The sequence below is a fragment of the Natrinema sp. LJW11 genome (genome assembly GCF_056135975.1).
In genome coordinates this window covers 556052-575277 of the sequence record NZ_JBWBDM010000002.1, presented here as the reverse complement: position 1 = coordinate 575277, position 19226 = coordinate 556052, and the positions used below count along the sequence as shown (strand labels likewise).

The following is a 19226-nucleotide window of genomic DNA, read 5'->3' as shown; positions in this document are numbered from 1 at the left end:
GGGGCGGCGGTGAACACGGAAAGACTCTTTTCGACGAAGCATCGAGTACTGCACCGATGGAGAGCCACTACGAGGTCCTCGGGCTGTCGCCGGCCGCCGACGACCGGGCGGTTCGTCGGGCTTACCGGAGCCTGTTGAAGGTCCATCACCCGGATCAGGGTGGCTCTCGAGAACAGTTTCTACGGATCAAGGACGCCTACGAGGCGATCCTCGGCGAACGAGCGCCGGGCAACCGCGAAACGGACGGGGGCGCGATCACGGGGGGCAATTCCCGGTCCGCTCGGCAACAGAGTCCGACCTACGACCCGGCGGAGCGGGACGAAAGCGGCGACCGCGGGTACGAACTGACCGTCAGCGGCGAGTACCTCACGCTCAGCCTCGTCGGACTGGTCCACGACGTCGATCTCGCCTCGCTGGTCGACGGCCCCATCACCGTCGCGACCACGCGGACGGTGGCCTTCTTCCGCGCCCACAACACGAGCTCGCGGCCGCTTCCCTGGCAGGGGAAAGCGAACACGAGTTTCTTCGGCGACGACGGCTTCCTCTACGAGGGCTCGAGCATCGTCGCCCCGCACGCGAACGACCTTCCAGAGCGCTGGACCGGCACCGACGTCGAACTCGAGCCGGGCCGCGCGGTAGACGGCGTCGTCATCGCCCAGGAGCACCCCGACGATGTCTCCCTCGATCAGGTGATGTACACCCAGCACGTCCCCGACGAGGACGCCGATGGGGTCGCGGACACGGAGCGCTACCTCTTCGAACTGCGGCCGCTCGTCCGCGAGCGGTTGAATCGGTTCCCGTTCGCTCGAGACTGAACCTCGAGCGCCGATTCCTGTGCCGGGCGCGTGCGAGCCGTCCTGGAACAGCAAACGTGATACGGCGGTGCGCCGAACGTCCGATAATGGCAACCGCTGACGCGAGACGCCGGCTCCGCGAGCGCCCGATGGGCGTCACGGTCCTCCTGACGATCGTCGGCTACGCGCTGGTACTCGGGACGTTCCTGCTGGACGTGCCGATCTACCCCGATCTGACGAACGCGCAGGTCAACCTGCTCTCTCACGTGATCGCGGTCATCAACACGACCGCGACGGTCGTGTTACTGTTCGGCTGGTACCGGATCCGCGCCGGCGACGTCGAGAAGCACCGACTGGCGATGGTCTCCGGATTCGTGTTGATCCTCGGCTTCCTCGTCGTCTACCTGCTCAAGGTCGGCGGCGGCGGAACGAAGGAGTTCGTCGGCCCCGACGGCGTCTACTACGCCTATCTGATCATGCTGGCGATCCACATCATCCTCTCGATCGTCTCGGTGCCGGTCGTCCTCTACGCGCTGATCCTCGGGTTGACCCACACGCCCGCGGAACTCCGGCGGACGCCCCACGCCAGAATCGGCCGCATCGCCGCCGGTGCGTGGATCCTGAGTCTCTTCCTCGGCGTCGTCACCTACGTCCTCCTCAACCACGTCTACGACTACGAGTTCGCGGCGATGCTCGTCCCGATCCTCTGAGCAAGCGACTCGAGTCGGCGCGCGGGTTCGCCCACCGAACGGACCAACAGCTTCTCCCGTCAGCCGCCCGTATCCCGAACAACGAATGCAATTCGTCGAAGAAATCGTCGTGGACGAGTTCCTGCCCACCGTCCGCTCGCTGCTGGCCGGCGATCTCCGAGAGCGCGGCCTCACGCAGAGCGAGGTCGCCGAGGTGCTCGGCATCAGCCAGAGCGCCGTTTCGAAGTACGCCCACGGCGACGTGACCGTCAACGACCGCATCGCCACCGACGAGCGCGTCCGAGAACTCGTCGAGGAGCTCGGAACCGGACTGGCCGCCGGCGAAATATCCCCGGTACAGGCCCTGATCGAACTCGAGGTGCTGATCCGGGAACTCGAGGCCGGCGGGGACCTCCTCGCCCAACTTCACGAGGCTGCCGTCCCGGAACTGGCGGATCACGGCACGGGGTTTCGGGTCCACGATCCCGAAAGTAACCTCCGGACCAGCGAGCGGATCCTCTCGTCGGTCCGGCGCGGGCTACGGATCCTCGAGACGACGGGCGGGTTCACCGCGTTGATCCCCGCGGTCGGCTCGAATCTCGTCGCGTGCACGCCCGACGCCGACGACGTCGACGACGTGGCGGGCGTTCCGGGACGGATCTTCGACGTGAAAGGGCGGGCGACCGTCCCCGCGGATCCCGAGTTCGGCGTCTCCGAACACGTCGCGCGCGTCCTGCTGGCCGCGCGCCGCCACGGCGCGGACGTCTCGGCGGGAATCGACATCACCTACGAGCCGGCACTGGTCGACGAACTGGCCGAGCGGGGCCGCGTCGCAGCGGAGTTCGACGAGTCGGGCGACGTCTCCTCGAGCGTCGGCGCGGCGATCGAAGAGGAACCCGAGGCGACGGTGCTCTACCAGACCGGCGGGATGGGGATCGAGCCGCTGATCTACGTCCTCGGGACCGACGCGGAGTCGGTCGCCGACACGATTCGATCGCTCGTCTGAGCGAGTATCGCTGACACTACATGACGACCGAATCCGCACAGGAGTTCTACGGCCGCTGGGCCCGTCTCTACGACCTGATCGCGCGTCGAACGCCCGGAATCGCACGACTCCGGAAGCGAGCGGCCGCCGCCTGCCGGCTCGAGCCCGGCGACACCGTCGTCGAGATGGGCTGTGGGACGGGCGCGAACCTCCCGTTCCTCCGCGAGCGGGTCGGTCCCGAGGGGACCGTAATCGGGATCGACTTCACGCGACCCGTGCTCGAGCGGGCCCGCGCGGCCACCGCGGCGTACGACAACGTCCACGTCCTACGGGGTGACGCCACGCGGCCGCCCGTCGGGCTCGAGGGCGATGGCAGAGACGGGATCACGGTTCCGGCAGCGGAGGGCGACGGGATCGACGCCGTTCTCGCGACGTTCGTCGTCGGGATGCTCGAGGAGCCGGCGGAAGCGGTCGACGACTGGTGTGACCTCGTCGGCGCCGACGGCACCGTCGTGCTCGCCAACGCCGCCCGGAGCCGGGAGTGGTACGCGCCGCCGGTCAACGCCGTCTTCCGGGCGATCGTCGTCCTCTCGACGCCGCCGACGACGCGACTCAGGTACGAGAGCGATCCACACATCCGGCTCGACGAGAAAATCGACGCCGCACACGCCCGTCTCCGAGAGCGCGCGGTCGCCGTCGCGGACGAGACTCACCTTTTCGGCGTCGTCCGACTGACGGGCGGGCGACTCGACTAGCGATCGAACCGTTTCGGACGACGGGACGACAGCTCAATTCGGACTCGCCGTTTCTCGCTCGCACCGATGGGACTCCGCTCGTCGGTACTCGTTCTATCGACTGGCCGCCGCCTCGATTCCGTCGTGCTCCCGAATGCGCTGTGCCATCGCGTTGGGGATCGGGGTCGGTCGCTCAGTGTCGGGATCGATGTGAACGATCGTCGTCTCGGCCGTCGCCGCGACGTCGCCGTCGACGCGGATCTCGTAGGCCATGGTGCAACTCGAGTCACCCAGCCGAGTGACCGAGAGCGCGACCGTAGGCTCGTCGCCCTCGGTGATCGGACGCTCGTAGGAGAGCTGGAGGTCGGCGATGACGAACGAGATTTCCTCGGGCTCGAGCCCGGCCACTTCTTCGAGGTAGGCGGTCCGACCGGCCTCGAGGTAGCTCGCGTAGACGGCGTGGTTGACGTGGTTCATGGGATCCAAATCGCGGTAGCGAACGGGAACGTCGACGGTAAACTCGGCACTCATTGTACGTTGTCGGAGTCGACTGAGACAAAAATACGCACCGGTTCAACTGCGGATGGTACCGTTTCTGAGTCCGAGAACAGCGGCTCGAGAGGAACGAGTGTCATGCTATCGTGGCAACACGGGATCGCCACGCCCTCCCCAGCCGATTTTTACTCACGGCGGCGGAGCCGCCGTTCGTATGGTTCGCGGAACCGGAGGTTCCGCGCTAACACTCACGCCTCGCGGCGTTCGTTCATCCCTCGCGCGATGTCGATTCGGGGCTCGCCAGCGCTCACGGCTTCGCCGTTCGCGTTTTCGAGGCGCTCGCACCGCTCGCACCTCGCTTGTCTCGCCGCGATTCAGCGCGCGCCACCGCACCGTATACCGGGAGATCCACCGGTGAGACTCATCCCTCGTACAATGGCGCGTGCTCGTTGCAAAACGCCGGCTCGCGCAGTTGCGCGTCGATCAGATCCTCGTGGTAGTGAGCGTTGAAGAGTCGACAGCCCTCCCGGTCGCAAAAGGCCTCGCCGGTCTCGAGGTAGTGGAACGCCTGCAGGACGTACCCTTTCAGCGCGTCGGTGGTCCGCGGATCCTCCTCGATCAGGAACTCGCCGTCGACCTGGTTCTCGAGGACCTCTCGCGGCGGCGCGTCGCCCGAAAGCAGGGCGTGGCGTTGCTGTTCTTTGTAATAGTCCTCGGGCTTCGCGGGAGCCTCGTAGAGCCCCGGCACCGAGATCAGCGCCGGCTGTCCGAGAACGGTTACGCGCTTGTGCCAGCGACCGTCGTGGTCGCCCCACGTCCCGATCGCGCGGTCGAGGATCGCCACGTGGAGCGTCTCGAGCCCCCGTTCGTCCTCGGGAAGGGCAGCGTTGAGCGCGCGCTGGATCCGGACGCCGTCGTAGAGAACCCCGCCCTCCCGGTCGGGATGCTCGAGCGCCCGTTCCTCGTAGCGGATCGTGCCGAGCATCGTGTTGCCCGTCTCGCGCTCGTACGGCGACGGCACGCGGGCCTCGGCGAACCGCTCGGCGAGGTCGTCCGTGCGGTGGGCCTCGAGGAAGCGGTCGCGGATGGTCACGTCGGCCTCGATCCGACAGTCCACCCAGTCGGCGATCTCCCCGATGTCCGCAACTGTCGTCGGAGCCCGGTAGCAGATGACGCGTTCGACCATGTATAAACCGGTGGTACCACCGATTGAAACGGTTTCGGTCGGCTGTCAGCTCGCGGCGATCGAACTACCGATTCGGACGCCCGACACATCGACGTGAGTCGTGGAAGATCGAGCTCGGCCGATCGGTGGTACTGTCGATTGAGACGCCGTCATTCCGCTGACCGACACCGCCCACGGTAAAAGAACACTCAGTTCACACCGACGCGCTTCACACTATTTTTCGCAGTGAAAACTACTTCCGATAGCCGCAATTTAATCTGCAATCAACGGTTCAATATCCCCCATCGTGGTACGGCCGAGCGGATCATGGCAGACGAGACGAACGATATCGACCGAACCGCTTCGAGCGACCGATCGACCGCACCGAGTTACGACCACAGGACCTCCCGGCGGGCCGTTCTCGGGAGCGTCGCAGGGCTGACAGCGGCGAGCGTCGGGAGCGCGGCGGTGAGCGCTACGTCCTTGTCTTCGGTCTCGAGTCCGACCGTCGAGGGGCCGATCGAGGGCGGGAGCCGGACCGGCGGGCCGCTGCTCGCAGCGCCCCACGATCTCGAGTCGTACGGCTACGTCGAAGAGGAGTACTTCATCGCGGGCGAGGCGCGCCACGACGACTCCTTCAGTGGCGGGGAACAGGCGGGGAAGACGAGCGAGTACAAAACTCGAGTTCTCGTCTACCGACCGAAACGCCGCAGGGATTTCAACGGCACCGCCGCCGTCGAGTGGCTGAACGTCAGCACGCAGATGGACGCGCCGGTCGCGTGGCCGAACGCCTACGACTCGCTGCTGCGTAACGGGACCGCCGTCGCGCTCGTTTCGGCACAGAAGGTCGGCGTCGACGACTCTCAGACCGACCAGGATTTAGTGAGCTGGGACCCCGAGCGGTACGGGAGTCTTCACCACCCCGGCGACCGATACGCGCTCGACATCTTCGCCCAGGCGATCACCGCGCTCAAGCCGCGCTGCTGGGATCGCTGGGACTTCGAGACCGACCCGTTGGGGCCGCTTCAGCCCGACAACGCCCTGGCGACCGGCCACTCGCAGTCGGCGTTCTTCCTGCTGCGGTATATCAACCTGGCCGCGCCGGCGTACGGCGTCGTCGACGGGTTCCTCCCCGCGGGGAGCCCGCTCACGACGGCCCGGACCGATCAGGCGCCGATCCTGTGGTTCAACAGCGAGGACGAGGCCGGCGGCCTCGAGGACTTCTCGGAGAACGGCGATACGCCGGAGATAGACATCCCGACGTCGGGGCTCCGCCTCGACGAGGTGTCCATCGGGCCCCGCGACGACGAGGGCCACTTCGTGCTCTGGGAGGTCGCGGGGGCCTCGCACGTGAACAACTGGCTCAGCCGGTGGACCGAGGCGGTCCGCCGGCGGGACTTCCAGGGGCTCGAGCCGAACTGGGACCCCGAGGCCGCCGGCGACTACGGCCAGCAGCCCGACGGCACCTACGGCGAGTGCGGTTACAACTACTTCCCGGCGCGGTACGCCTGGCGGGCCGCCCTCGAACAGCTCCGGGAGTGGGTCGCCCGCGGCGATCGGCCGCCCCGCGCCGACCGCATCGAGCGCACCATCGACGACGGGAGCGTGACCCTCGAGCGCGACCGCTTCGGCAACGCCGAGGGCGGCCTCCGGCTCCCCGTGCTGGACGTACCGGTGGCGACCTACGACGCCGCGAACTGCGACCTGACCGGCCGGACCGATCGCTTCGACGGGGCGACGCTCGAGCGGCTCTACCCGTCCCACGACGCCTACGTCACGGCGATCAGCACGGCGAGTTCGGCGGCCGTCGGCCGCGGCCACATGCTGAGACGAGATGCCGAGACGCTCCGCGCTCGGGCAAAGGCCTCCGACATCGGGAAGTAGGAGCCGGCCACCTTCGAGACCTCCTCTAGTCCGACGCCGGGGATCTCCTCGAGCGGGCGAGCAGCGTCTTGATCGGTATCGATTCGGTCGACGGCGGCGACCGTCGACGGTGCGCGGTAGAGTGTGACACGTTAGTCCATTGTTAGCGAGCGCGAACCGATCGGTTGGACGGGTGTTCGTACGAATGCTGGCTGTCGGACGAACCGTCGATTCGATACGCGGCCATACCTCCTAGTTGTACCACCAAATATTGAAACGGTCGCGATTGTCGGAGACGATGGTCGAAACCGGTCTTCCGAGAGAGTGGCCGAACAGCTGTGACGGCGACTGCGGCCGACATCCCGTGGCGGGACAAAACGAGACCGTCACACAGGCCACAAGCGATATCGGCCACGACGAGTTCTGTATTCGTATGCTGTATCTCGCCCACCTCGCCGGGTTGGTTCTGACGATCGCCGTCTCCGGCGGCGGGGCGTGGTGGATTCGCCGCCAGACCGACGACCGAGCGGGAACGGTGATGGTCCTCCTGTTGAGTACCCACGTTCTCATCGCGGTCTGTGCCGTCGCGGTGCTTTCGGGTTCATCGCTCTCCTTGACAGGGTTGCTGTCGTATCACTTGGTCTACGTCGTCACTGTATCGAATCCGATCCTCTGGTTCGTGTTCGCGGTCTACTACACCGGCCGGGAGTACTGGCTGACGAAACCGGTCCGAGTCGCGCTCGTCGCGGGCGCGGTCCTCCCGGCAGGGATGGTGCTGACGAACCCGGTTCACGAACTATTGCTCGTCGACTACCGGATCGTCTCGGAGCCGATCTCGTATCTTGGTTACCGGCGGACCGGACTGATGGACGGGCTGATCGTCCTCACCAACCTCCCGCTGTACGTCGGCTTCGGACTCCTGCTCCGAACGCTGCTCTTCTCCCGGCGGAACACCCTGTGGCAACTGCTCGCGCTGGTCGGCGGGATCGCCACGATCATCGTCACCGCCGTCCTCACGGCGACCGACATCGTTCCGCTCCGGGGGTTTCCCTACGGGGTGTACGGCGCCGGCGTCTTCGGGACCCTCGTCGCGCTCGCACTGTTCCGAACGGGGCTGTTCGCCGTGGCACCGCTGGCGCGTGACATGCTGTTCGATTCGATCGACGACACCGTCCTCGTCGTCGACGCCAACCGGCGCATCGTCGACTTCAACGAAACCGCGTCCGACCGCTTCCCGAAGGTCGTCGATCGAGCCGGCGACCCGCTCGAGGACGTGTATCCGGCCCTCGTCTCAGAGATCGAGACGGCTCGAACGGACGACCACGGCCAGGACCCGCACCCGGATCGATCGTCGAACGCGACGCCGTTCGCCGGCACGATCACACGGTCGACCGCCGACGGTGAACGAACGTTCCGCGTGACCGTCCACGAAGTCGCAAGCGGCGGCGAGCCGCGCGGCTACGGGCTGATCGTCCGCGACGTATCGGAACTCGAGGCCTACGCCTCCGACCTCGAGCGCAAGACTAACCAACTCGAGCGGTTCGCGAGCGTGCTCTCTCACGACCTCCGGAATCCGGTCGCGGTCGCTACTGGCTACGCCGAACTGGCACAAGAGACGGGTGAGCCGGCGCACTTCCGGGAGGTACTCGACGCACTCGAGCGGATCGACGAGACGATCGAGGACCTTCTGACGCTGTCACAGGAGGGGAGAGCGATCGACGATCCCGAACTCGTGTCGCTTCGATCGGTCGTCGCGGACGCGTGGTCGACCAGCGACACCCAGGACGGCACGCTCGAAACCGACATCGACGACGTCCGCATCCACGCGGACCCCTCGCGGCTCCGAACGCTGTTGGAGAACCTGTTTCGAAACGCGACCGAACACGGCGGCGAGACGGTCCGTGTCGGCTTGCTTGCGGACGGGTTTTTCGTCGCCGACGACGGGCGAGGGGTTCCCGAGGACGAACGCGAAACCGTCTTCGAACACGGCTACTCGACGAGGGCGAACGGGACTGGCTTCGGCCTCGCTATCGTCGAGTCGATCGTGACGGCACACGGCTGGTCCGTCGCGGTGACGGAAGGACGGGATGGCGGCGCGCGGTTCGAGGTCACGGGAATCGAACGTGAACTGCCGGAAGAGACCGGAACGACCGCAGCGTCGACACCCAACGCACCGGTCGACGACTCGTCCGAGTGAGCGGGAATCGCGAGTCGGGCTGTCGCTGACCGATGGCGAAGGGGTGTGTACTCGAGTGTACAGCGGTGGCACCGGGCGCAAAAATACGAAAGACAGTTTTCAGCGGTCGGGGTTCGGCGGCCGACGGCCCGATCAGTCGTCGGCAGGAGCCGCACGCGAGGTCAGTTCGACGGGATCGGCGTCGACCTCGAGTTCGTCGAGCGCGACCTGCGCGGCGCGCTTGCCGGAGACGAGCATGGCACCGAAGGTCGGACCCATCCGCGGGAGCCCGTAGGTGGTCGCGGTCGCCATCCCGGTCGCGATGAGTCCGTCGTGAACGAGGCCGGTGTGCTCGACGACGGCGTCCTCGGACTTGCCGACCCACATCGAGTCGTGGCCGGGGGAGTCGTGGCCAGGTGCACCGTAGGAGTCGTCGCCGGTCTGGTCCATGCTCGTCCCCGATTCCTTGGCGTCGGCGATGCCGGGCGCGTCGAGGACGCCGCGCTCGTCGAGTTTCGTGACGGCCATCGCGTCGTGGCCGGTCGCGTCGATCACCAGGTCGGCCTCGACGGCGATCGGGTCGACGCAGGTGATCTCGCGGGGCAGCGCGTGGACCGGCGTCCAGTTCATGACGATGCCGCCGACGCGGTGGTCCTCGCGGATGACGATGTCCGTGAACTCGGTCATGTTCTGCATCTTCGCGCCCGCGTCGCAGGCGGCCTTGATGAGCCCCGAACAGGCCTCGGGGCCGTTCGCGACGTAGAGCCCCTCGCTATCCTGGGACTGTTTGTAGTCCACCTCGAGTTCGTCGAGGACCTGCTGGGCGGGATCGCGGACCGTGATCTTGTTCATCAGGAAGCCGCCGAGCCAGAAGCCGCCGCCGAGGTAGTTGTTCTTCTCGACGACCATTACCTTCACACCCCGCTCGGAGAGTTCCTTCGCCGCCGTCAGCCCCGAGGGGCCGCCGCCGACGATGATGACGTCCGAGTCCGAGAAGTCCATGAACTCCTCGGTCCACTCCTGTCCGATCGCGCGGGTCACGTCGGCTTCGCCGACCTGACTGAACTGCTCGAATTCGCTCATACAACTAGGTGGTAACACAGAGTAGTAATAAGTCTGTCGTCGTCGCTACCCGGATATAATCAACGTTCGTGGGGTTCTACCGTTGTGATACGTTCGTGAGTAACAGCGCCGTCCGTGCCTTCGGTCGGCGACGCGACTCCTCGGTCACACACGGCGAGTTCGACGACTCAATCGTCGACGTACTCGGGTTCGCTCTCGCCGCCGGTAGTCGGCCGGTCTCGAGGAGAACCGCTCTCGTCGATGACGCCTTCGGTCCACGTCCCGAGGCGGAACCAGCCGACGGCGACGACGAACGAGCCGACCATGCCGGCGACCAGCGCCCACCAGATACCGTCGACGCCCCAGCCGAGGCCGGAGATCGAGAGATCAGTACCGGGGATCGTCACGGTCCAGGCGAACGCGAGTCCAACCACCAGCGGGAACCGGAAGACCCACCGAGAGAGGATCGAGAGAACCATGGCCTCGCGTGTGTTCCCGGCCCCGCGGAACGCGCCCTGGATGACCATCACGCCGGCGAAGGGTGCCCAGAAGAGGGCGGTGATCCGAAGGAAGACCACGCCCTCGGCGATGACGGCAGGATCCGCGACGAAGACCCGAATCGCCGCGGCCGGAAACGCGAACAGGACGGCCGCGACGGCGAAGATGAATCCCATCGTCGCCGCCGTCGCGGTTCGCGCGACGGCGACGGCCCGATCGGGCGTCTCCGCGCCGAGGTTCTGTCCGACTCCGGTCGCGGTCGCCTGCCCGACGGCTCCAGCGACGGCCCAGGTCACCGACATCAACCGGACGCCGATTCCGAAGGCCGCGGTGGGCGCAGGCCCGAAGCGGGCGACGAAGCCGGCCATCGCGACCGCCGCGAAACTGCGCGCCCAGCCGTCGACCGTGGCCGGGTAGCCGATGTCGATCAGCCGCTTCAGGAGTTCGAGATCGGGCGCGAGATCGCCGATTCGGAGCCGAACGCCGAACCGCCCGTCCAGCAAGATCGCGATCCCCGCGGCGGTGGCGAGCCCGCGCGAGAGGAAGGTCGCGATGGCCGCTCCCCGCGTCCCCATCGCGGGGAAGGGGCCCCAACCGAGGACGAGAAACGGATCGAGTACGACGTTGAGTCCGGCCGAGACGAAGACGAGCCACATCGCCGTCTTCGTGTCGCCCGCGCCCTGTAGCGAGGCCCGAAAGGCGAAGAAGAGGAACGTGAAGGGAAGCGCCAGAAAGATCACCTCGATGTAGGCCAGCGCCTCGACGAACACCGGCCCGCGAGCGCCGATCAGGGAGAGCAGCGGCCGCCGGACGGCGTAGCCGAGGAGGGCGAGGACGCTCGAGACGGCGAGCGTGAGCAGGATCGTCTGGGCGACGACGCGGTCGGCCGCCCGGTCGTCGCCGGCACCGACGTACTGGGAGACGAGGGCGATGGTGGCCGCGGTGATTCCCATCGCGGTCGAGACGAACAGCCACGAGAGCGGGAACATCAGTGAGACGGCGGCGACGGCGTCGCTGCTCACGCGGCCGACCCAGAACATATCCGCCAGGTTGTAGACGGTCTGGAGGAGGTTTCCGAGGACCAGCGGCCACGCGAGGCGGCAGAGCTTCGGGGAGATCGCCCCCGTCGTCATGTCGACGCGCTTGCGTTCGGGTTCCGGTGTTGACACGAAACGGTCCGTTCCGTGTGTCGCTCGGGCGTGGCAAAAGCGCTCGGCTCGCGGGTTTGGGTTGCCGGCTCCGCACGGTCGTTCGCACGCGCGACCGCACCCACGCGAGCCCGCGCAGCGCGCACACCCGCGCTGTCGGTCGGTTTCGGCGAAAACGTTATCAGATCCTCAGTCGTATCGAGCGACGATGACCGATATTCGTCCACGACGACGGCCGGACGCTCGAGGACCGGGAGGTGAGCCGCGGTGGAGCTGATCATCACGGAGAAGGACAACGCGGCCCGCCGAATCGCCGACATCCTGAGCGGCGGGACCTACGACTCGACTCGCGAGAACGGCGTCAACGTCTACGAGTGGGGCGGCAAGCGCTGCGTGGGGCTGTCGGGTCACGTCGTCGGCGTGGACTTCCCCTCGGAGTACTCGGACTGGCGGGACGTCGAGCCCGTGGAGCTGATCGACGCGAGCGTCGAGAAGACGGCCACGAAGGAGAACATCGTGGCGACGCTGCGCCTGTTGGCCCGCCGCGCCAACCGCGTGGCCATCGCGACGGACTACGACCGTGAGGGGGAGCTGATCGGCAAGGAGGCCTACGATATCGTCCGCGAGGTCGACGAGGACGTTCCCATTCGACGCGTGCGGTTCTCCTCGATCACGGAAAACGAGGTGCAAAAGGCGTTCGACGAGCCGGACGAGCTCGACTTCGATCTCGCGGCCGCCGGCGAAGCCCGCCAGATCATCGACCTCGTCTGGGGGGCTGCGCTCACGCGCTTTCTCTCCTTGTCCTCCGGGCAACTGGGCAACGACTTCATCTCCGTCGGCCGAGTCCAGTCGCCGACGCTGAAGCTGATCGTCGACCGCGAGCGCGAGATCGAGGCGTTCGATCCGGAGGACTACTGGGAGCTGTTCGCGGACCTCACGAAGAGCGAGGGTGATTTGGCTCCCTTCGAGGCCCAGTACTTCTACCGCGACGAGGACGACAACGAGGCCGAACGCGTCTGGGACGAGGCCGTCGCCGAGGACGTCTACGACACGCTCTCGAGTCACGATGCGGCGACCGTCGTCGACGTCAACCGGCGGACCCGGACCGACACGCCCCCCGAGCCGTTCAACACCACCCAGTTCATCCGCGCCGCGGGTGCCATCGGCTACTCCGCCAAACGGGCGATGTCGATCGCCGAGGACCTCTACACCGCCGGCTACATCACCTATCCGCGGACCGACAACACCGTCTACCCCGACGATCTCGAGCCCGAAGATCTCTTAGACGAGTTCGTCGGCCACCCCTCGCTCGGCGAGTCCGCCGAATCGCTGCTCGAGGCCGACGAGATCAGCCCGACGGAGGGGGACGAGGAGACGACCGACCACCCGCCGATTCACCCCACGGGCGAGATCCCGACCCGCGGCGATGTCTCAGACGACGAGTGGGAGGTCTTCGAACTCGTCGTGCGGCGGTTCTACGCGACCGTCGCCGACGCCGCGGTCTGGGAACACCTCAAGGTCGTCGCCGAGGTCGACGACTGCCGGCTGAAGGCCAACGGCAAGCGCCTCGTCGAGCCCGGCTACCACGACGTCTACCCGTACTTCTCGACGACGGAGAACTTCGTTCCCGACGTCGACGAGGGCGAGGAGCTCGCGCTCTCCGACGTCGAACTCGAGGCCAAACAGACCCAGCCGCCCCGACGATACGGCCAGTCGCGGCTCATCGAGACGATGGAGGAGATGGGGATCGGGACGAAGTCGACGAGACACAACACCCTCGAGAAGCTGTACGATCGGGGCTACATCGAGAGCGATCCGCCGCGGCCGACGAAGCTCGCGATGGCCGTCGTCGACGCGGCCGAGAACTACGCCGACCGCGTCGTCAGCGAGGAGATGACCGCCCAGCTCGAGGCCGATATGGACGCCATCGCGAACGGCGAGGCGACGCTCGACGACGTGACCGACGAGTCCCGGGAGATGCTCGAGGAGATCTTCGAGAACCTCGCGGACTCGCGCGACGAGATCGGCGACCACCTCCGCAAGTCGCTGAAAGACGACAAGCGCCTCGGGCCGTGCCCCGAGTGCGGGGAGGACCTGCTCGTCCGCCGGAGCCGCCACGGCTCGTACTTCATCGGCTGCGACGGTTACCCCGACTGCGAGAACACGCTGCCGCTGCCCTCGACCGGAAAGCCGCTCATCCTCGAGGACGAGTGCGAGGACCACGGCCTGAACGAGGTCAAGATGCTCGCGGGCCGGCAGACGTTCGTCCACGGCTGCCCGCTCTGTAAGGCCGAAGATGCCGGCGAGGGGCCGGTGCTGGGCGAGTGTCCCGACTGCGGTGAGGAACACGGGGGCGAGCTGGCGGTCAAAACGCTCCAGAGCGGCTCACGCCTCGTGGGTTGTACCCGCTACCCCGACTGCGAGTACTCGCTGCCCCTGCCCCGGCGCGGCGATATCGAGGTCACCGACGAGTACTGCGACGAACACGAGCTGCCCGAACTCGTCGTCCACAGCGGCGACGAGCCCTGGGAGCTGGGCTGTCCGATCTGTAACTACCAGGAGTTCCAGGCCCGCGAGAGCGAGACGGGCTCGGACCTCGAGGCGCTCGACGGCGTCGGCGCGAAGACCGTCGAGAAGCTCGCCGCGGCGGGGATCGAGGACCTCGAGGACCTGACCGACGCCGATCCCGACGCGGTCGCGTCGGACGTCGAGGGCGTCAGCGCCGACCGGGTTCGGACCTGGCAGGCGAAGGCGTAGCGCCGACTCGGTTCGCTTTTCGTCCCTCGGCCGTTTCAGATCCGCTTTTCGACCTGTCGAACGCCCTCCGAGAGTTTCCGGCGTTTGAAATACATCGCTTCGACGGCAAAGACGGCCGCCGCGATGGCGACGACCAGCCAGAAGACGGCCGGGAGCTGGGAGTAGAGGTACCACGTCAGCATGACGAAGAAGGCCGCCGAGCCGACGACGCCCAGCAGCGGCGGGATCGGGTTCACGTCGACGCCCGCCGCGTCGCGCACCGACAGCGCGAGGGCGCTCATCGCGCCGAAGACGACGATGAAAGCCAGCGAGGCGAACTCCACGACGGCCTCGAGGCTCCCGAGGACGGTGAAGGCGGCCGTCAGGAGCCCGATGACGATCACGGTCCGCGACGGAGCGGCGTCGGCGTCCGCGTCGCCCATCTCGTCGGGGAGGATGTCGTCGCTGATCAGGTTTTTCGCGAAGATGGCCTCGCTGAACAGCGTCGAGTTGATCGCGCTCGCCGTCGAGATGAGGCCGGCGAGTCCGACGGCGAGCGCGAGCCACTTCGAGACGGTCAACGCGGCGTAGAGCAGCGACGGTTCCGGCTGGGCGGCGACCACCTCTTCGGGCAACAGCGTCGTGATCACGAACCCGACGAGGATGTAGATAGCTGCCGCGATGGGAATAGAGATGAACACGCCCTTCGCGAGCGTCTCGTCAGGATCGTCGAACTGTTCCTGGTCGTAAAACAGCAGTTGCCACCCCTCGAACGAGACGAATCCGACCGAGGCGGCGAGGATGGGATTGAGCCCGAGTTCCGCGAATCCGAGCCGAAGCTGGTAGTTCGCCGCGCCGAACCAGAGTCCGATCAGGCCGAACGCGGCGATGATCCCCGCCTGGACGAAGACGAGATACCGTTCGACCGCCGCCGACGAGCCCGCGCCGAGGAGGTTGATCCCGACGAACATCGCGAGCACGCCGACCGAGAGGAACTGCCGAATCGGGAGCCCCCAGACGTACTCGTAGCCGATCAGCATCTGGCCGTACATGCCGAAGGCGTAGGCGTACATCGCCATCGTCCCGATGTAGCCGACGACGAGCGTCCAGCCGACGACGCCGGCGACCGTCGACCGCCCCGTCAGTTCCTCGATGTACGAGACCGAGCCGCCGCTGCTGTCGGTCGCCTCGTTCAGTTTGATGTACGAGTACGCACAGCAGAACACGACGACGGTCGCCAGCGAGTAGGCGAACCACGTCAGGATGCCCGCCGCGGCGACGACGATCCCGATCGCCGCGTAAATGCCACCGCCGACGATTCCGCCCACGCCCAGTGCGACGGCCGTTCCGACGCCGAATTTTCCGTCTCCGTTCCCGCTGCCGTCGTTCTTCCTGTCTCCGTTCCCGCTGCCGTCGTTTCCGCTATCGGCGTTCTCGCCGCCGTCGTTCTCACTCATGAGTCCGATCCCACCGTGACGATCTCCTCCCCCGCTGCGAGCCGCGGATTCACCTGCGAGATCGAGTGGACGCGGAAGTTCCGCACGTCCGCGGCCACCGCGAAGCTATTCTCGAACGAGCAGATGGGGAGACAGACCCGATCCTCGAGCAGCCGCGTGATCGCACCCTCGTAGAGCCTGCGCCGCCGCTCGCGGTTCTCGGTCTGGCGAGCCGCCGTGAGCCGCTCCATGACCGCGTCCTCGCGGTAGAAGGTCCCGTTCGTCACGCCCGCCGTGTTCTCGTGGAACGTCGGGTAGAGGTGGGAGTCCGGATCCGGCGTTCCGCTGATCTCCCCGACGAACACCGAATAGTCGCGCTCGGAGCCGGACACGTATCGCTCGAGGAACGTCGATTCCGGTTTCGAGACGACGAGCGCGCCGTGGCTGGCGTCTCGCAGTCCGCCGGCCAGCGCCTCGCCGAACTCCTTGTGTTTCGGGTCCGTCGAGGTCAGGATGCGGAGCTGGCCGCTCGCTTCGTCGGCCTCGCGGAACAGTTGGCGGGCCCGTTCGGGGTTCGTCTCGTTCGCGAGGTCGGCCCACTCGTCGGTCGGCATGTCCCACTCGTCGGCGACCCGCGGCGGGAGCGGACCGTACTGGCGTTGTCCCATCGGCTCGACGAACTCCGAAACCGCTTTCTCGAGATCGAGACAGTAGCTGATCGCCTCCCGAACTCGGGGATCGGTCGTCGGCCCCTGGTTCAGGTTGAAACCGAAGTAAAACGACGTGAATCCCTCCCGTCGCTTCACCGACGCGTTCGCCACGTCGTCGACGTGATCGACGATCATCGGCGACACCGGCTCGATCGCGTCGTTACGGTTCGCCCGCAGGCTCGTTAGCTGCGTCATCGGGAACTCGACGAACGCCATCGTGAGCCGATCGATTGCGGGCATCGGATCGCCCCAGTAGTCGTCCCAGCGACGCAGCGTGGCTTTCTTCTCCGTGCTGAACGACGCGACCTCGAAGGGGCCCGCTCCGACCGGCTCCGTCGCGAACGCCTCCCTGTCGTCTTCTCGCTCCTGCCGGGGGACGATCGGCCGCGTGAGCGCGTGCTCGAGACCCGGATACGGTTCCTCGAGCGAAAAGCGGAGAGTGCGCTCGTCGACGGCCTCGACCGAGTCGAACGGGCTCACCCGCCACGCCGTCGGCGCGTCCTCCTCGAGCGGCGCGGAATAGGAGTAGACGACGTCGTCGGCGACCACCGCCCGCCCGTTCTGAAATCGCGCGTCGTCGAGCTCGACGACGGCCGCTCGGCCGTCGTTCTCGAACTGGGGTTCCCCAGCCGCGATTTTGGGGACGGTGTCGGTCCCCTCGCCGTACTCGTAGAGCCCGTCGAAAATCTTCCCGATGACCTGTTCGGAGCCGATCGATTTCGCGGCGATCGGATCGAGCGTGATCGGCGGACGGAGCGTCCCGAGCCGGAATCGCGACCCCGAATCCGTCTCGAGCATCGTCGAACACCCGGCCACAGCCGCGACGCTCGAACCCCCAAACGCGGCGAGCAGGGTGCGCCGGGTCGTCCCGTTCTCGTGCGGCGTCATCTCGGTATCGCGCTGTACCGCCTCATCGAGTCGACCGTTCGTTCCGTCGTCCATCCGTCTCGAGGTCCAGTGATCGGTTGCTGTCGTCCCGTGCTCGAGTCCGATTGCACTCCTTGTCGAGAACGCTTCACTGATCCGTTAGCGGCGGATGACAGTGTGCAGTCGGCCTGCACCTGATGGGGGAGCCACCGACGAACGCCAGCGCTCGAGCGGACGGCTTCAGCGGTCTTCGGGGAACGCCGCTGTGATCGATCGACCCGTTCACGCGGTCCGTGACTCGTTCGCTCCGGATGTCGTCGATTCGTTCGTTGCCGCCCCGTCGTCCGTCTCGAGAACGGGTTCGACGGCCTCGACGATGGTTTCGGGCGGCGCGAAGCCGAGTTGCTCCCAGCGTTTCTCGCCCCGTTCGTCGATGACCACGGTGACGGGATAGCCGACGGCGCCGTAGCGGGCCGAGATGTCCCCCTTCGGGTCGTAGCCGACGGGCCAGTCGCCGCCGTGACCGCGCCACCAGTCTCGCAGTTCGGTCGGCGGCTTGCTATCGGTAGATTGGTAGGTCGCACCCAGGAACGTGAGACCGTCGCCGTACTCCGCGGCGAGTCGAGAGTGCGCCTCGGCGAGGTTCCACATTTGCGCCTGACAGTTGCCACATCCGGTGACGAAGAGTTCGACGACCATGACGTCGCCGTTGGGGACGGTGACCGCGCCGGCTTCGCTCCCGCGAGCGTCGATCGTCTCGACCGTGATCGGCCCGTCGGAGCCGCCCTCGCGTTCCGATTCGGCGCTGTCGGGCTCGAACGAGGGAACGGCCTCGAACGAGGGGACGCCCCCGAGGAAGAGCCCGCCTGCGCCGGCGAGGACGCCGACGCTCCCGAGTCCGGCGATAATTTCTCGGCGTCTCATGGCCGCCCCACCGTTCGGGCGGAACGCAATCGATACCGATAGTGCACCATACGAGATGCGAAGGGGAGTCGGGAACTAAGGTTACTTGGTTACCGGACTGAATGGTACGGCGAACGACACGGCGTGACGGTCCCTGAGGGCCGTTTGCGACAGTGCAACGAGAAGCCCCGTTCGAGGTGGGGTGGTGGATAATTCGAGCGAATTCGCCGACGGCAGGTCGGTGAGCTTTTGCGCCTGTATCGTTCACTCGAGATCGAAACCGTGACCTCACTCGTCGTCACAGTTCTGGCCGGCGTCTGCTTCGGGCTCGCGCTCGCTGCCCCGCCGGGACCGATGAACGCGATCATCGCCGAAGAAAGCGTCGTCCGCGGTTGGACGGCCGGCTTTCGAGCCGGGCTCGGTGCGATGGTCGCGGACGTGCTCTTCTTCGTCCTCACGCTGGCCGGTATCGTCGCCGTGATCGACCGCCTTTCGGGCGTCCGTCCCGCGCTCTATCTGGCGGGCGGCTGTCTCATGCTGTACTTCGCGATCGGCGCGATCGACGAGGCCAGAACCGCCACGTCGTTTACCGACGCCGGTCGAGCCGCCGCCTCGGGGTTCCGGAAGACGTTCGTGCTCTCCCTGACCAACCCCTACCAGATCGGCTTCTGGCTCACCGTCGGCGTCGGCCTGCTCGAGCCGGGGACGCTGGACGTGCTCGCACACGCCCCGGCGATCGGGCAGGCGCTCGAGGGAGCGCTGGTCGTCCGGACCGGCTCGCCGGCGCTGCTGATCGGTTTCTTCGGCGGCGTCGCGTGCTGGATCGTCGCCTATCCGGCGGCGCTGGTCGCGGCGAGGCGGCGCGTCGACGCCGTCGCACCCGCGGTCGCCGCGCTGAGCGCCGTCGTCCTCGTCGGGTTCGGCCTGCTCTTTCTCGCGATGGGCGCGGTTCAACTCGTCTGAAG

The 19226-nt window shown here is 66.8% G+C and carries 15 protein-coding genes; 8 read left to right on the top strand and 7 right to left on the bottom strand.

Annotated elements, in window-relative coordinates; all coding sequences use genetic code 11:
* Positions 1-56: 56 nt before the first annotated feature.
* From AC0QDI_RS07480 to AC0QDI_RS07465, 4 genes are all read left to right on the top strand, one after another.
* On the top strand, positions 57-815 hold the full coding sequence (locus AC0QDI_RS07480) for a J domain-containing protein (protein WP_474666760.1): 759 nt from the start codon (positions 57-59) through the stop codon (positions 813-815).
* 86 nt (positions 816-901) lie between these two features.
* On the top strand, positions 902-1504 hold the full coding sequence (locus AC0QDI_RS07475) for a DUF420 domain-containing protein (protein ID WP_474666758.1): 603 nt from the start codon (positions 902-904) through the stop codon (positions 1502-1504).
* A gap of 85 nt (positions 1505-1589) precedes the next feature.
* Complete coding sequence (locus tag AC0QDI_RS07470; RefSeq protein WP_474666756.1) at positions 1590-2489, top strand: thiamine-phosphate synthase family protein; 900 nt, start codon at positions 1590-1592, stop codon at positions 2487-2489.
* A 20-nt stretch (positions 2490-2509) separates the two neighbouring features.
* Positions 2510-3223 carry a class I SAM-dependent methyltransferase gene (locus AC0QDI_RS07465; protein ID WP_474666754.1) on the top strand — a complete coding sequence of 238 codons (714 nt, stop codon included), beginning with the start codon at positions 2510-2512 and terminating at the stop codon, positions 3221-3223.
* A 93-nt stretch (positions 3224-3316) separates the two neighbouring features.
* On the opposite strand, the gene AC0QDI_RS07460 is transcribed toward AC0QDI_RS07465, so the two are convergent.
* Together AC0QDI_RS07460 and AC0QDI_RS07455 are read right to left on the bottom strand one after the other, a co-directional pair.
* On the bottom strand, positions 3317-3733 hold the full coding sequence (locus AC0QDI_RS07460) for an acyl-CoA thioesterase (protein WP_474666752.1): 417 nt from the start codon (positions 3731-3733) through the stop codon (positions 3317-3319).
* A gap of 385 nt (positions 3734-4118) precedes the next feature.
* Positions 4119-4883: a DUF7001 family protein gene (locus tag AC0QDI_RS07455; protein ID WP_474666750.1), complete on the bottom strand. Its 765-nt coding sequence runs from the start codon at positions 4881-4883 to the stop codon at positions 4119-4121.
* A gap of 306 nt (positions 4884-5189) precedes the next feature.
* Between AC0QDI_RS07455 and AC0QDI_RS07450 the strand changes: the two genes are divergently transcribed.
* Positions 5190-6746 carry an alpha/beta hydrolase domain-containing protein gene (locus AC0QDI_RS07450; RefSeq protein WP_474666748.1) on the top strand — a complete coding sequence of 519 codons (1557 nt, stop codon included), beginning with the start codon at positions 5190-5192 and terminating at the stop codon, positions 6744-6746.
* Positions 6747-7158: 412 nt separating this feature from the next.
* Entirely contained in the window at positions 7159-8922 is a 1764-nt protein-coding gene (locus AC0QDI_RS07445; RefSeq protein WP_474666746.1) for a sensor histidine kinase, read from the top strand.
* Positions 8923-9054: 132 nt separating this feature from the next.
* Here the strand turns inward: AC0QDI_RS07445 and AC0QDI_RS07440 are convergent, their stop codons facing one another.
* Positions 9055-9984 (bottom strand): sulfide-dependent adenosine diphosphate thiazole synthase, encoded by a 930-nt coding sequence (locus AC0QDI_RS07440; RefSeq protein WP_474666744.1) that lies wholly within the window; start codon positions 9982-9984, stop codon positions 9055-9057.
* Between the two features lie 167 nt (positions 9985-10151).
* Positions 10152-11594 carry an MATE family efflux transporter gene (locus AC0QDI_RS07435; RefSeq protein ID WP_474667320.1) on the bottom strand — a complete coding sequence of 481 codons (1443 nt, stop codon included), beginning with the start codon at positions 11592-11594 and terminating at the stop codon, positions 10152-10154.
* Between the two features lie 282 nt (positions 11595-11876).
* Here AC0QDI_RS07435 and AC0QDI_RS07430 point away from each other — a divergent pair, with 282 nt between their 5' ends.
* Positions 11877-14366, top strand: coding sequence for a DNA topoisomerase I (locus AC0QDI_RS07430; protein ID WP_474666742.1), 2490 nt, complete (start codon positions 11877-11879; stop codon positions 14364-14366).
* A gap of 35 nt (positions 14367-14401) precedes the next feature.
* Here AC0QDI_RS07430 and AC0QDI_RS07425 read toward each other — a convergent pair whose 3' ends face one another.
* From AC0QDI_RS07425 to AC0QDI_RS07415, 3 genes are all read right to left on the bottom strand, one after another.
* Positions 14402-15802, bottom strand: coding sequence for an APC family permease (locus AC0QDI_RS07425; protein WP_474666740.1), 1401 nt, complete (start codon positions 15800-15802; stop codon positions 14402-14404).
* Positions 15799-17433: an ABC transporter substrate-binding protein gene (locus AC0QDI_RS07420; RefSeq protein WP_474666738.1), complete on the bottom strand. Its 1635-nt coding sequence runs from the start codon at positions 17431-17433 to the stop codon at positions 15799-15801. Before AC0QDI_RS07420 ends, AC0QDI_RS07425 begins: the two co-directional genes overlap by 4 nt.
* Positions 17434-17640: 207 nt before the next feature.
* Positions 17641-18282, bottom strand: coding sequence for a TlpA family protein disulfide reductase (locus AC0QDI_RS07415; RefSeq protein WP_474666736.1), 642 nt, complete (start codon positions 18280-18282; stop codon positions 17641-17643).
* Positions 18283-18543: 261 nt separating this feature from the next.
* On the opposite strand from AC0QDI_RS07415, the gene AC0QDI_RS07410 reads away from it, so the two are divergent.
* Positions 18544-19224, top strand: coding sequence for a LysE family translocator (locus tag AC0QDI_RS07410; protein WP_474666734.1), 681 nt, complete (start codon positions 18544-18546; stop codon positions 19222-19224).
* The last annotated feature ends 2 nt before the right edge of the window (positions 19225-19226 follow it).

Coding starts and splice junctions, on each gene's coding strand:
- AC0QDI_RS07465 (WP_474666754.1), top strand. CDS start 2,510: ATGACGACCGAATCCGCACAGGAGTTCTACGGCCGCTGGGCCCGTCTC.
- AC0QDI_RS07460 (WP_474666752.1), bottom strand. CDS start 3,733: ATGAGTGCCGAGTTTACCGTCGACGTTCCCGTTCGCTACCGCGATTTG.
- AC0QDI_RS07420 (WP_474666738.1), bottom strand. CDS start 17,433: ATGGACGACGGAACGAACGGTCGACTCGATGAGGCGGTACAGCGCGAT.
- AC0QDI_RS07450 (WP_474666748.1), top strand. CDS start 5,190: ATGGCAGACGAGACGAACGATATCGACCGAACCGCTTCGAGCGACCGA.
- AC0QDI_RS07480 (WP_474666760.1), top strand. CDS start 57: ATGGAGAGCCACTACGAGGTCCTCGGGCTGTCGCCGGCCGCCGACGAC.
- AC0QDI_RS07415 (WP_474666736.1), bottom strand. CDS start 18,282: ATGAGACGCCGAGAAATTATCGCCGGACTCGGGAGCGTCGGCGTCCTC.
- AC0QDI_RS07445 (WP_474666746.1), top strand. CDS start 7,159: ATGCTGTATCTCGCCCACCTCGCCGGGTTGGTTCTGACGATCGCCGTC.
- AC0QDI_RS07470 (WP_474666756.1), top strand. CDS start 1,590: ATGCAATTCGTCGAAGAAATCGTCGTGGACGAGTTCCTGCCCACCGTC.
- AC0QDI_RS07425 (WP_474666740.1), bottom strand. CDS start 15,802: ATGAGTGAGAACGACGGCGGCGAGAACGCCGATAGCGGAAACGACGGC.
- AC0QDI_RS07475 (WP_474666758.1), top strand. CDS start 902: ATGGCAACCGCTGACGCGAGACGCCGGCTCCGCGAGCGCCCGATGGGC.
- AC0QDI_RS07455 (WP_474666750.1), bottom strand. CDS start 4,883: ATGGTCGAACGCGTCATCTGCTACCGGGCTCCGACGACAGTTGCGGAC.
- AC0QDI_RS07440 (WP_474666744.1), bottom strand. CDS start 9,984: ATGAGCGAATTCGAGCAGTTCAGTCAGGTCGGCGAAGCCGACGTGACC.
- AC0QDI_RS07435 (WP_474667320.1), bottom strand. CDS start 11,594: ATGACGACGGGGGCGATCTCCCCGAAGCTCTGCCGCCTCGCGTGGCCG.